The sequence below is a fragment of the Gordonia sp. LUNF6 genome (assembly GCF_047041125.1).
Lineage (GTDB): Bacteria > Actinomycetota > Actinomycetes > Mycobacteriales > Mycobacteriaceae > Gordonia > Gordonia sihwensis.
The window spans coordinates 2,803,798-2,816,698 of sequence record NZ_CP178181.1 but is presented as its reverse complement, the minus strand read 5'-3'; the positions used below and the strand labels follow the sequence as shown (position 1 = coordinate 2,816,698).

At 69.1% G+C, this 12,901-nt stretch carries 10 protein-coding genes; 7 read left to right on the top strand and 3 right to left on the bottom strand.

Translation table 11 applies throughout. The features are described from left to right. Positions 1 to 179: 179 nt before the first annotated feature. The 5 genes from typA (at position 180) to ACK8HH_RS13170 (ending at position 7,935) form a co-directional block, all read left to right on the top strand. Positions 180 to 2,087 (top strand): translational GTPase TypA, encoded by a 1,908-nt coding sequence (typA, locus tag ACK8HH_RS13190; RefSeq protein WP_006895835.1) that lies wholly within the window; start codon positions 180 to 182, stop codon positions 2,085 to 2,087. 47 nt (positions 2,088 to 2,134) lie between these two features. After that, positions 2,135 to 4,030, top strand: a complete 1,896-nt coding sequence (locus ACK8HH_RS13185) for an ABC transporter family substrate-binding protein (protein ID WP_412475246.1) — start codon at positions 2,135 to 2,137, stop codon at positions 4,028 to 4,030. Then, positions 4,015 to 4,896, top strand: coding sequence for an N-acetyl-1-D-myo-inositol-2-amino-2-deoxy-alpha-D-glucopyranoside deacetylase (mshB, locus tag ACK8HH_RS13180; protein WP_412475245.1), 882 nt, complete (start codon positions 4,015 to 4,017; stop codon positions 4,894 to 4,896). The genes ACK8HH_RS13185 and mshB overlap by 16 nt, the downstream gene beginning before the upstream one ends. Further along, a complete protein-coding gene (locus tag ACK8HH_RS13175; protein ID WP_045538231.1) occupies positions 4,893 to 5,252 on the top strand; it encodes a hypothetical protein in 360 nt (119 codons plus the stop codon). Before mshB ends, ACK8HH_RS13175 begins: the two co-directional genes overlap by 4 nt. Positions 5,253 to 5,364: 112 nt before the next feature. Continuing rightward, the gene (locus ACK8HH_RS13170; RefSeq protein WP_412475244.1) at positions 5,365 to 7,935 is read left to right on the top strand and encodes a bifunctional FO biosynthesis protein CofGH; all 2,571 of its coding nucleotides are present in this window, start codon (positions 5,365 to 5,367) and stop codon (positions 7,933 to 7,935) included. Between the two features lie 15 nt (positions 7,936 to 7,950). Here ACK8HH_RS13170 and ACK8HH_RS13165 read toward each other — a convergent pair whose 3' ends face one another. Then, positions 7,951 to 8,109 carry a hypothetical protein gene (locus ACK8HH_RS13165; RefSeq protein WP_085950744.1) on the bottom strand — a complete coding sequence of 53 codons (159 nt, stop codon included), beginning with the start codon at positions 8,107 to 8,109 and terminating at the stop codon, positions 7,951 to 7,953. Positions 8,110 to 8,160: 51 nt separating this feature from the next. Beyond that, complete coding sequence (locus ACK8HH_RS13160; protein ID WP_412475243.1) at positions 8,161 to 9,801, bottom strand: FAD-dependent oxidoreductase; 1,641 nt, start codon at positions 9,799 to 9,801, stop codon at positions 8,161 to 8,163. Positions 9,802 to 10,115: 314 nt separating this feature from the next. On the opposite strand from ACK8HH_RS13160, the gene fdxA reads away from it, so the two are divergent. Beyond that, positions 10,116 to 10,442, top strand: coding sequence for a ferredoxin (fdxA, locus tag ACK8HH_RS13155; RefSeq protein WP_006895842.1), 327 nt, complete (start codon positions 10,116 to 10,118; stop codon positions 10,440 to 10,442). 7 nt (positions 10,443 to 10,449) lie between these two features. Beyond that, complete coding sequence (dapC, locus tag ACK8HH_RS13150) at positions 10,450 to 11,586, top strand: succinyldiaminopimelate transaminase (RefSeq protein ID WP_412475242.1); 1,137 nt, start codon at positions 10,450 to 10,452, stop codon at positions 11,584 to 11,586. A 333-nt stretch (positions 11,587 to 11,919) separates the two neighbouring features. Here dapC and dapD read toward each other — a convergent pair whose 3' ends face one another. Next, complete coding sequence (gene dapD, locus ACK8HH_RS13145; protein ID WP_197462919.1) at positions 11,920 to 12,885, bottom strand: 2,3,4,5-tetrahydropyridine-2,6-dicarboxylate N-succinyltransferase; 966 nt, start codon at positions 12,883 to 12,885, stop codon at positions 11,920 to 11,922. Positions 12,886 to 12,901 lie beyond the last annotated feature (16 nt).

Sequence of the window (12,901 nt, the reverse complement as noted above, 5' to 3'; positions counted from 1 at the left end):
AGACTTTAGCGCAGCCTAACCATATTCACGCAAGCTCTCGTCGCGACCTCGGCTGAGGTTGCCGTACCCTTAACGGGTTGATCTGGCGCGGCCGAACAGGAGTCGCTCCGCAGATCGAGTGACCGGCTCCGCCATCGGCCGCCGGATACCGCACCTGAACAGATACGAAAGAGACCTTAGTGAGCGCAGTCACCAACTTCCGCAACGTCGCGATCGTGGCGCACGTCGACCACGGCAAGACCACACTGGTCGACGCGATGCTGCGTCAGTCCGGAGTGTTCGGCGAACGTGCCGAACTGGTGGACCGCGTCATGGACTCCGGCGACCTGGAGCGCGAGAAGGGCATCACCATTCTCGCCAAGAACACCGCCGTGCACCGTCGTCAGCCCGACGGCAGCGAGTACGTCATCAACGTCATCGACACCCCCGGTCACGCCGACTTCGGCGGCGAGGTGGAACGCGCGCTCTCGATGGTCGACGGCGTGGTGCTGCTGGTGGACGCCTCCGAGGGGCCGCTGCCGCAGACGCGTTTCGTCCTGCGCAAGGCGCTCGCGGCGTCGCTGCCGGTGATCCTGGTGGTCAACAAGACCGACCGACCCGACGCCCGGATCGGTGAGATCGTCAGCGAATCGCAGGACCTGCTCCTCGACCTCGCCTCCGACCTCGACGACGAGGCCGCTGAGGCCGCGGAGCTGGCGCTGGACCTGCCGGTGCTGTTCGCATCGGGTCGCGCGGGTGTGGCGAGCACCGACATGCCGGAGAACGGCACCGTTCCGGCGGGAGACAACCTCGACCCGCTGTTCGACGTCCTGATCAACAATGTCCCGGCGCCGAAGGGCGATCAGGACGCACCGCTGCAGGCGCATGTCACCAACCTCGACGCATCGCCGTTCCTCGGTCGCCTCGGCCTGGTCCGCATCCACAACGGCACCCTCCGCAAGGGTCAGCAGGTGGCCTGGATGCGTGAGGTAGACGGCGAGCAGGTCGTCGAGCGCGCCAAGATCACCGAGCTGCTGGTGACTCTCGGCGTCGACCGCGCACCGGCCGAGGAAGCCGTGGCCGGCGACATCGTCGCCGTCGCGGGCATGTCGGAGATCATGATCGGCGACACTCTCGCCGACCCCGAGAACCCGGTCGCACTGCCGCGCATCACCGTCGACGAGCCCGCCATCTCGGCGATCGTCGGCACCAACACCTCGCCGCTCGCCGGCCGCGTCAAGGGGCACAAGCTGACCGCCCGCATGGTCAAGGACCGCCTCGACTCGGAGCTGATCGGCAACGTCTCGCTGCGCGTGCAGGACATCGGCCGCCCCGACGCCTGGGAGGTCCAGGGCCGTGGTGAGCTGGCGCTCGCGATCCTCGTCGAGCAGATGCGCCGTGAGGGTTTCGAGCTGACCGTCGGCAAGCCGCAGGTGGTCACCCGCAAGGTCGACGGCAAGACATACGAGCCCTTCGAGCACCTCACGATCGACGTCCCCGAGGAGTACCTCGGCGCGGTTACGCAGCTGCTCGCCGCACGCAAGGGCCGGATGGACCAGATGAACAACCACGGCAGCGGCTGGGTCCGCATGGAGTTCGTGGTCCCGTCTCGCGGTCTGATCGGGTTCCGCACCGACTTCCTGACCGAGACCCGCGGCACCGGCATCGCCAATGCCGTCTTCCACGAGTACGCGCCGTGGGCCGGCGAGATCCGCGCCCGCCACACGGGTTCGCTGGTCTCCGACCGTGCGGGCACCGTGACCCCGTTCGCGATGATTCAGCTCGCCGACCGCGGCACCTTCTTCGTCGATCCCGGCGACGACACCTACGAGGGCCACGTCGTGGGAATCAACCCGCGACTGGAGGATCTCGACATCAACGTCACCCGCGAGAAGAAGCTCACCAACATGCGGCAGTCGTCGGCCGATGTCATGGAGACCCTGGCCAAGCCGATGCAGCTCGACCTCGAAGGCGCCATGGAGTTCTGTGCGGCCGACGAGTGCGTCGAGGTGACGCCCGAGGTGTGCCGGGTGCGTAAGGTCAACCTCGATGCGTCGACCCGCGCGCGTGAGCGTTCGCGTGCCAAGGCGCGCGACGCGAACGCCTGAGGGGCCTGACGCCGGACCGTCGACTGGAGGAGCGAGAGGGAGTGCGGATGAGGACCGTGCGGACGCGCATCACCGCGATCGCAGTGACGGGGCTGATCGGCCTCTCAGCGACCGCGTGCATGGCGGATCCGCCGCCGCCGGTGCGGGAGACGCTGCCGACGCACACTCCGAACGAGTACCCCGACGAACGCACCGTCACGGTCGCGACCGACAGCATCGGTTCGGGTTTCAATCCGCATCTCGGAGCCGACCAGGGAACGGTCACCACGGCGATCGCCGCGATGACCCTCCCGAGTCCGTTCGTTCCGGTGAATACCCAGGACGGCGTCCAGTGGCGGATGAACGACGCACTGCTGACCTCCGCCGAGGTCACCTCGTACGACCCGTTCACCGTCGAGTACAAGATCGTCAACGACGCCCAGTGGTCCGACGGGCTGCCGGTGACGGGCGACGACTTCCACTATCTGTGGGAGCAGATGTCCCGGCAGCCCAACGTGATCGGCCCGGCGGGCTACCGCGCTATCTCGGATGTGCAGACCTCCGGCGGCGGCAAAGTCGTCACCGTGACCTTCAACAACGCCTACCCCGCGTGGCGCGAGCTCTTCGACAACCTGCTGCCGAGCCACACGCTGCGGTCGGACCCGACCGGCTTCCAGGTCGGCATGGACAAGGGAAAGCCGGTCACGGCGGGCCCGTTCCAGATCTATTCGATCGACCGGGCCCGCGACGAGGTCCGGCTGATCCGCAACGACCGCTACTGGCGCAAGCCGCCGGAGGTGGACCAGGTGGTCCTCCGAAAGGCGGGCACGCCGCAGCAGATGGCGCAGACCATCCGCAACGGCGACTCCACTCTCGCGGCGCTGCCGAGCGGAGCGGCGTCGGCGGCCGAGCTGGGCGCCATCCCCGGGGTGGTCAGCAGCCGGCTGCCGACCACGAGGGCGCTCGCGGTGAATGCGAATTCGCGGTCGGAGACCATGCGCTCGCAGCAGGTCCGCAAGGCGGTCCTCGGGATGCTCGACGGACGGCTGATCACCGCCGCGGCGGCGGGGGAGACGGTGGTGACACCGTTCGCGAACACCGTGTACGCGCCGTCCGATCCCGGGTACACCCCGGTGGAGAGGCCACGGCCGACGCAGGATGAGGTCCTCGCCCTGCTCGCATCGGCCGGCTACCGACCGGGCGTGCCCACGCCGCGTCCGGCACCCGCCGATCCGTCGGCGTCGAGCACCGCGTCGCCGACCACCCCGGCTGCTCCCGCACCCGCCGACGTCCCGGGACTGCCCTACGGTGTCTCGCCGATTCAATCGAACGGAACCGACCTCGTGGTGCGGATCGGCGCCACCAACACCGACCAGCGCACGATGTCGGCGGCGGAGACGATGGCCGATCAGCTTCGGTCCCGGGGAGTGCGGGCCAGCGTGATCGGGATGTCGAACACCGAGCTGTACGGGCAGGCGCTCACGTCCGGCCGCGTCGATCTCGTCGTCGGATGGACCGGTGTCGGCGGTAGTCCGGCCACCGAGCTCGCCTCGCAGGTGGCCTGCCAGGCTCCGCCCAAGGGCACCGAGGCCGGTGCGCACACGGTGGAGCCCGAGCACGATCAAGCGGCCGACGAGACGGTGCTGCCGACGGTGCCCTCCGGTGCGCCGAGCAGCACTGCGAAGCCGGAGGCCAACGTCTCCGCCGACGAGAGCTACACCGGGAACATCTCCGGGCTGTGCGATCCGACGTTGATCGCGCTGGCCGACGCCGCGATGAGCTCCGAGGACCCGGCACCTGAGCTTCAGGAGGCCGAGGGGCTGCTCGCCGATCAGGCGGTGTACCTGCCGATCTTCCAGGACACGATGTTCTCCGCCGTCACCGACCGCATCTCGGGCGTCTCGCTGGACGGCCCGATGCAACTCGGTGTCTTCGGCGGAGCCGACGGATGGGTGATTCAGTGACCGAACGGGCTCGTCTGCTGCTGCTGCACGCACATCCGGATGACGAGACCATCATGACCGGGGGAGTGATCGCGACGTATCTGGCGCGCGGCGTCGACGTCCGGGTGCTCACCTTCACCCTCGGCGAGGAGGGCGAGGTGATCGGTTCGCAGTGGGCCCAACTGGTCGCTGACGGCGGCGCGGATCAGCTCGGCGGCTACCGGATCGGCGAGTTGCGAGCAGCACTGGCCGAACTCACCCCGCCCGGCGTCGTGGCGCCCGCACCGCGGTTCCTCGGCGGCGCGGGGCGCTGGCGCGACTCCGGCATGGCCGGGACGCCCTCCGCGGAGCATCCGCGGGCGCTGTTCCAGGCCTCCCTCGACGAACTCGCCGGCCAGCTGGCCGACGAACTGGTCGCGTTCGCACCGCAGGTGATCGTCACGTACGACGCCGCGGGGACCTACGGGCACCCCGACCACAAGCGGGTGCACGAGGTGGCCGCGGCCGCGATCCCCGTTGCGGAGTCGAGGCTGGGACGGCCGTTCAAGGTCTACGAGTCAGTGACGCAGCGGTCGGAGCTGGAACGCGGTCTGGCCGCCGTCAGCGAGGTCCCGGCCGGTTGGCGGATGCCCGAGCCCGGCGAATTGCCGAGCTACCCGGACGATCAGGTGACCGCCGCCGTCGACGTCCGCGAGGTGCTCCCGCGCAAGGTGCGTGCCCTCGCGGCTCATGCGACGCAGGTGACTGTGGCGCGCTCGCGCACCGAGTACGCGCTCAGCAACAACATCGTTTCGCCGGTGCTGCCGACGGAGCACTTCATCCGCGTCGACGCGGGCCGAGTGGCTGGACGGATCGAGACCGACCTCTTCGAGGGAGTGTCGCTGTGACCATCGGAGATCGCCTGGAACTGGCCGTGCTCACGGTCAGCGGCTTCCTGCTCGGCATCCTCACCGCGGCCTTTCTGCTGATCCGGATCGGCGCCTGGCCCTTCCCGGTCACCGCGCTGATCGCCGGCGTCGCGAATGTGCTGATCCTTCGCCTCGCCGAGTCGTACACCAAGTCGGCGTGGCAGTACGCACCGCTGATCGCGTGGACCTTCGTCACCGCGATGGCGATGCTCCCGGTGTTCGGCAACGGCTCGTTGATCGGCGACTGGCGCCTGCTGCTGCTCCTGGCGTGCGGGCTGGCGGTGCCTGCCTTCTACGCCTCGACGTCGCGGGTCCGGAATCTATCCCAGTCCTGATCCGGCCCAGTGCTGATCCGGCCCAGTCCTGATCCGCTCCGGAGCCGAGCCGGTGCCCCGTTGGACGGCGGCCGCCGGGGTCGCCGAATGCGACGTGGTTAACATCGGAGAAGTGACCACATCTTCCAGCGGATCCACGGGCGACGGACAGACGCCCCCGGCGTCGGCCATGCGTCGTGCCCTGCGCCGCGCACGTGACGGCTCGGTGCTCAACGTCGATGAGGCCGCGGTCCTGCTGGCGGCCAGGGGCTCCGACCTCGACGCACTCTGCGAGGCGGCCGGCCGCGTGCGGGACGCGGGTCTGGACGCCGACGGCCGCAGCGGCCAGATCAGCTACTCGCGCAAGGTCTTCATCCCGGTGACGCACCTGTGCCGCGATCGCTGCCATTACTGCACCTTCGTCACCGTGCCGGGAAAGCTGGCCCGCGAGGGCCGCGGCGCCTACATGGAGATCGACGAGATCGTCGAGGTGGCGCGCCGCGGCGCCGAGCTCGGCTGCAAAGAGGCGCTGTTCACCCTCGGCGACCGGCCGGAGGATCGATGGCCGGAGGCCGCCGCCTGGCTGGACGAACGCGGTTACGACTCCACTCTCGACTACGTCCGCGCGGCGGCGATCCGGGTGCTCGAGGAGACCGGGCTGCTGCCTCATCTGAATCCCGGCGTGATGAGCTGGGAGGAGATCAACCGGCTCAAGCCGGTGGCGCCGTCGATGGGCATGATGCTCGAGACCACTGCGCGCCGACTGTTCACCGACAAGGGCGAATGCCACTACGGCAGCCCGGACAAGGATCCCGAGGTCCGGCTGCGGGTCCTGACCGACGCGGGCCGCCTCTCGGTCCCGTTCACCACCGGCATCCTGGTCGGGATCGGTGAGAACCTCACCGAGCGCGCCGAGTCGATCTTCGCGATCCGGAAGTCGCACAAGGCATTCGGACACATCCAGGAAGTGATCGTCCAGAACTTCCGCGCCAAGGCCGATACGGCGATGCGCGGGGTACCGGACGCGGAGATGTCGGAGTTCCTGGCCGCCGTGGCCGTCGCCCGTCTCGTTCTCGGGCCGGGAATGCGGATTCAGGCGCCGCCCAACCTGGTGTCGGCCGACGAGTGCCGGGCACTCGTGGCCGCCGGTGTGGACGATTGGGGCGGCGTCTCGCCGCTCACCCCCGATCACGTGAATCCGGAGCGACCGTGGCCGAACTTGGACACCCTCGCCGAGATCACGGCGTCCACCGGATACCGGTTGGTGGAGCGGATCGCCGCGCAACCGAAGTACGTCAAGGCCTCGAACCCCTGGATCGATCCGCGGATCGGACGGCATGTCGCCGCCCTCGCGGATCCGGTCACCGGTCTCGCGGCCGATGTGAAACCGGTCGGGCTGCCGTGGCAGGAGCCGGACGACGACTGGGACTCGTCGGGTCGCATCGACCTCAACTCGGCGATCGACGTCGACGGCCGCAACACCGACACCCGCAGCGACATCGACAACGCGTTCGGCGACTGGGACACCATTCGCGAGCAGGTGCTGGCGCTGGGCGGAGGGACCGGGGCGCCCGAGCACTTGGCGTCCGACGTGGCGGCGGCGCTGCGCCGGGCCGAGAACGATCCTGCCGGACTGTCGGACGACGACTACCTCGCGCTCGCCGAAGCCGACGGTCCGGGACTCGACGCGCTGGCCGCTCTGGCCGACGCCATCCGCGCGGACGTGGTCGGAGACGACGTCACCTACGTCGTGAACCGGAACATCAACTTCACCAACATCTGCTACACCGGCTGCCGGTTCTGCGCCTTCGCCCAGCGTAAGGGCGACGCGGACGCCTTCACCCTCTCGACCGCAGAGGTGGCCGACCGCGCCTGGGAAGCGCACGTGGAGGGGGCCACCGAGATCTGCATGCAGGGCGGCATCGATCCGGAGCTGCCGGTCAGCGGGTATGCCGACCTGGTGCGCGCGATCAAGGACCGCGTGCCCGGGATGCACGTACACGCGTTCAGTCCCATGGAGATCGTCAACGGCGCCTCGCGCGGCGGCGAGTCGATCCGCGACTGGCTCTCGGCGCTCAAAGAGGCCGGTCTCGGCTCGATCCCCGGCACCGCGGCCGAGATCCTCGACGACGAGGTCCGCTGGGTGCTGACCAAGGGCAAGCTCCCGACCGCATCCTGGATCGAAGTGATCACCACCGCGCACGAACTCGGCATCCCGTCGAGTTCGACGATGATGTACGGCCACGTCGACTCTCCGCGCCACTGGGTCGGCCACCTCAACACCTTGCGCGGTATCCAGGACCGCACCGGCGGATTCACCGAGTTCGTCCCGCTGCCGTTCGTGCACCAGTCGTCGCCGCTGTATCTCGCGGGCGCGTCGCGTCCGGGGCCGACGCGGCGGGAGAACCGTGCGGTCCATGCCCTCGCGCGGCTGATGCTGCACGGCCGGATCGACCACGTGCAGACCAGTTGGGTCAAACTCGGTATCGAGGGGACCCGCGTGATGCTCCGCGGCGGTGCCGACGATCTCGGCGGCACGTTGATGGAGGAGACCATCTCGCGTATGGCGGGCAGCCAGCACGGTTCGGCGAAGACGGTCGCCGAACTCCACGAGATCGTCACCGCGATCGGTCGCCGCCCGCGGCAGCGGACGACGGAGTACGGACAGGTGTCCGCGCCGCTGCTGGGAGTCGGACTGGCCTGAGCCGTCCCCGGATCGTCAGCGACGCCCGAACAGTCGTGCCAGCAGTCCCGGCTCGTCCGGGTGGCCCGGACAGCGCTGAGATGCGGGCACACCGCGCATGACGCGGTCGACATGGCGGCCGCAGCCCTTCCACGTCGTCTTTCCGCAGGTCTTGCAGGTCGCGCGCTGGCACATGGTGATACTCCTGGGTTCGGTTCGGATGTGGTGGGTGTCTCGTGAGGCCGGTCAGGCGCTCTGGCTCGCCCGCAGGGTGAGCAGGCCGCCCGACAGGTTCGCGGACGGCAGGCCCGCGGCGCGCAGCACGCGGTACGCGAGATACGACCGCATGCCGCTGGCACAGAGCACCCTGATCGGCCGTCCGGCAGCGGTCGCACGGATCTCGTCGAGACGCTCTCGGACCTGCGTGTGCGGGATGCACAGTGCGCCCGGAACGGGATCCTCGGACTGCTCGTCGGCTCCGCGGACATCGAGCAGCAGGTGGCCCGGTTCGTCGATCTGGTCGGCGTACCACAGCTCCAGGGAGCCGTTCACGACGTTCTCGGCGATCATTCCCGCGAGGTTCACCGGATCCTTCGCCGAGCCGAAGGGCGGCGCGTACGCGAGGTCGAGGTCGATCAGGTCGGGACCGGTGAGCCGGGTGCGGATGGCGGTCGCGAGCACGTCGATGCGCTTGTCGACGCCGTCGGCACCCACCGCCTGAGCGCCCAGGATGAGGCCGTCGTCGGACCGGATGTGCATCAGCAGGTGAATCTGTTCGGCGCCGGGGAAGTAGCCGGCGTGGCTTCCCGGATGGAGGTGGACCGTGCGGTAGTCGATGCCCGACCGGTCGAGTGCCGCGCGATTGGCCCCTGTCATCGCGGCGGTGAGCCGGCCGACGCGGACGATCGCGGTGCCCACCGGCTGGGGAATCGCACGTGCTGGATCGGGGTCGAGGATGTGGTCGGCGACCAGGCGACCCGCACGGTTGGCGGGGCCGGCGAGGGCGACCGGCCGGCGCAGTCCGGTGACGGCGTCGGTGCTCACCGTCGCGTCGCCCACGGCCCAGATGCGGTCCAGATTGGTCCGGCCGTGCTCGTCGACGATGATCGCGCCGCGGTCGCAGGCCACTCCCGCGGTCTCGAAGACCTCGGTGTCGGGGCGGACGCCGACGGACAGCACCACGATGTCGGCGTCGAGCCGGGATCCGTCCGCGAGGACCACGGTGTCGGCCTCGTCGCCGTGTTCGATCGCGGTGGCGCCGATCCCCGCGTGCACGGTGACGCCCATCGCACGGAGTTCGTCGTGCACCCCAGCGGCCAGTTCGCTCTCGAGCGGAGGAAGAACGTGTGATGCCAGTTCCACGACGTCCACGCGCAGCCCGCGCATCCGCAGGCCTTCGGCGGCTTCGAGTCCGATGAACCCGGCGCCGAGGACCACGGCGCGGGCGGCCCCGGACTCCACCTCGTCGCGCATCCGCGCGGCGTCGCCGACGGTACGCAGCGTTTGAACACGGGACGAGTCGAGACCCGGCAGCGGAGGCCGCAGGGCTTTCGCGCCGGGGGAGAGGATCAGCGCGTCGTAGTTCCAGACGGTGGTCGTGCCGTTGTGGCGAACCTGCACCGTCCGTTCCCGAGGGTCGAGGCCGATCACCTCGTGCCGGACGCGCACGTCGATGTCCAGGGCACTCTTCAGAGATTCGGGCGTCTGGACCAGGAGGGAGTCCTCGTCCTCGATCTCCCCGCTGACGTAGTACGGGAGGCCGCAGTTGGCGAACGACGGATGATCGCCGCGCTCGAAGACGACGATCTCGGCGTCCTCGTCGCGGCGCCGGGCCCGTGCCGCTGCGCTCATCCCTCCGGCGACGCCGCCGACGATCAGAATTCTCACCGTGCACTCCTTCGTGTCCTGGTACCCCCTGGGGTATGCGGACGATCATACCCCAGGGGGTATGTAATCGGCGGTGGCGACGGTCACGATGGGGCGGTCCTGCGGCGCAAGGGCGGTGGGGTCGCGCTGCAGGTCGCCGGTTTTCATCAGCGTGCGCAAAATTCTGTGCAGGTGACGCGGATGCGGGTGCCGAGTGCCGGGGTCGACGATCGGAGGTGAAGTGCGACAGTGGATACTCTTAGAGTCGACACGATTCCTCTGCGCTCATCAGCCCTGAGTGCGGGGTGGGAAACGTGCAGTGAAGGAGAAGCGTAGTGACGTACATCATCGCTGAGCCCTGCGTCGATGTCCTCGACCGGGCCTGTGTCGAAGAGTGCCCGGTGGATTGCATCTACGAGGGCGGGCGCATGCTCTACATCCAGCCCGACGAGTGCGTCGACTGCGGTGCGTGTGAGCCCGTCTGCCCGGTGGAGGCCATCTTCTACGAAGACGACGTGCCCGACGAATGGGAGCCGTACGTGAGCGCCAACGTCGACTTCTTCGAAGAGCTCGGATCGCCCGGCGGTGCCAGCAAGGTCGGCAAGACCGCGTTCGACCCGGCATTCGTCAAGGCACTGCCGCCGATGGGCGAAGAGGGCTGATCGACCGGTGAGTGCCGCGCCCGGTTCCAGCAGCCTGCCGACCAGTCGTCTGCGGCCGGTGAGTTCCGGTCTGCCCGACTTCCCGTGGGACACCATCGCCGACGCCAAGGCGCTGGCCGGCGCGCACCCCGGGGGCGTCGTCGACCTGTCGGTCGGCACCCCCGTCGATCCCGTCGACCCGGTGATCCGGGAGGCTCTCGCGGCGTCGTCGGAGTTCCCGGGCTATCCGGCGACGGTCGGCACTCGCCGACTCCGCGATGCGGCAGTCGGGGCGCTGAGCCGCCGGTTCGGGATCGCCGGACTCGACGAGTCGTCGATCCTGCCGGTCGTCGGCACCAAAGAGGTGATCGCCGGGCTGCCGTCCCAGATCGGTGTCCCCGCCGGTGAACTGGTGGTGATCCCCGAGGTCGCGTACCCGACTTACGAAGTGGGTGCGCTGCTGGCCGGCGCCGAGGTGCTGCGGGCCGACACGGTGGAGGCGATCGGCGATCGCGAACCCGCGCTGATCTACCTGAACAGTCCGTCGAACCCGACCGGGCGCGTGCAGAGCGCGCCGGAGCTGCGAGCCGTGGTCGACTGGGCGCGCGAGCACGGCGCGGTGGTGGTGTCCGACGAGTGCTACCTCGGTCTCACGTGGGAGGGCTCGGCGTATTCGGTGCTGCATCCCGAGGTGTGCGGCGGCGACCACCGCGGGCTCCTCGCGGTGCACTCACTGTCGAAGGTCTCCAACCTGGCGTCGTACCGGGCGGGCTTCCTCGCCGGTGATCGCGACCTGATCGCCGAACTCCTCGCGGTGCGCAAGCATGCCGGCATGATCGTGCCGTTCCCGATCCAGGGAGCCACGGTGGCCGCGCTGAACGACGACGTGCACGTCGACGCTCAGCGCGAGCGCTACCGTGTCCGTCGCGACAAGCTGCGAACCGCTCTGCTCGGCGCGGGCTTCTCCATCGACCACTCCGAGGCGGGCCTGTATCTGTGGGCGACGCGCGGCGAGGACTCCCGCACCTCCCAGCGCTGGCTCGCCGAGCGCGGCATCCTCGTGGCACCCGGCGACTTCTACGGTCCCGCCGGAGCCCAGCACGTCCGTATGGCTCTGACCGGTACCGACGAGCGCATCGACGCCGCCGTGGAGCGCCTCTCGTAGGATTCGCCGCGGACTGCATGGATCAGCCGCCTTGCCAGGCCAGTCGGGCATGGGTCGGCAACTTCTCCCACGCTAGTCGAGTAGCCGCGGCGCCCAGCGCCGCGGCGTATCGAGACAACCACCCACGATCACCGCAGACCCTTCGAGAACGCGCTCTCGAATTCCCCGACCCGACATGAACAGCATTGCCGCAGGCGAGCCGACAGTCACTTCTCTCCCCGTCGGCCGCAGTCTCCAGGGACTGAGCTCGCATGCGAATCCCCGATACGCGCAGACTGCTTGCACAACTGTCTGGGCTGTATCGGGGATTCGCACGCGGTGGCCGGGTTCGGATCAGTTGTGCGCGTGCAGCGCCTCGTTGAGTGCGATGCCGTCGCCCTGCTTCGCGGTCACCTCGACCGCACCGGTGGTGCTGTTGCGGCGGAACAGCAGGTTCGACTGTCCGGCCAGATCGCGGGCCTTGACGACGGAACCGTCCGGGCCGGTGACCTTGGTGCCGGCGGTGATGTAGAGGCCCGCCTCGATGACGCAGTCGTCGCCGAGCGGGATCCCGCAGCCGGCATTGGCGCCGAGGAGACAGCGCTTGCCGATGGTGATGATCTCCTTGCCGCCGCCGGACAGCGTGCCCATCGTTGAGGCCCCGCCGCCGATGTCCGAGCCGTCGCCGATGACGACGCCTGCGGAGATGCGGCCCTCGACCATAGAGGTGCCGAGGGTTCCGGCGTTGAAGTTGACGAAGCCCTCGTGCATCACGGTGGTGCCGGGCGAGAGGTGGGCGCCGAGACGGACGCGGTCGGCGTCACCGATGCGCACACCCTTGGGCGTCACGTAATCGACCATGCGGGGGAACTTGTCGATCGAGTACACGGTCACCTGGCCGCGGGCGCGCAGCCGGGCGCGGGTGGCCTCGAAACCGTCGACGGCGCACGGGCCGAAGTTGGTCCACACCACGTTGCTCAGCAGACCGAACTGGCCGTCGAGGCTGGCCCCGTGCGGCTGGATCAAGCAGTGGGAGAGCAGATGCAGTCGCAGGTACACGTCGTGGGCGTCGACGGGAGCGACCGACAGGTCGGCGATGACCGTCCGGACCGCGACGGTGCGGACGCCGCGCGCCTCATCCGTTCCGACCAGCGGGCGCAGGTCGGCGGGCACGTCGTCGCCGGTCAACTCGGTGGATCCGGTGGTTCCGGGGTCCTGGGTCAGTTCGGGGGACGGGTACCACGTGTCGAGGACGACGGCTGATCCGTCGTTGTCCCACACGGTGGCGATTCCGATGGCAGCAGCACCTTGAGTAGTCACGGCCATGAGTCTATCG

Coding starts and splice junctions, on each gene's coding strand:
- ACK8HH_RS13185 (WP_412475246.1), top strand. CDS start 2,135: ATGAGGACCGTGCGGACGCGCATCACCGCGATCGCAGTGACGGGGCTG.
- mshB (WP_412475245.1), top strand. CDS start 4,015: ATGGGTGATTCAGTGACCGAACGGGCTCGTCTGCTGCTGCTGCACGCA.
- ACK8HH_RS13165 (WP_085950744.1), bottom strand. CDS start 8,109: ATGTGCCAGCGCGCGACCTGCAAGACCTGCGGAAAGACGACGTGGAAG.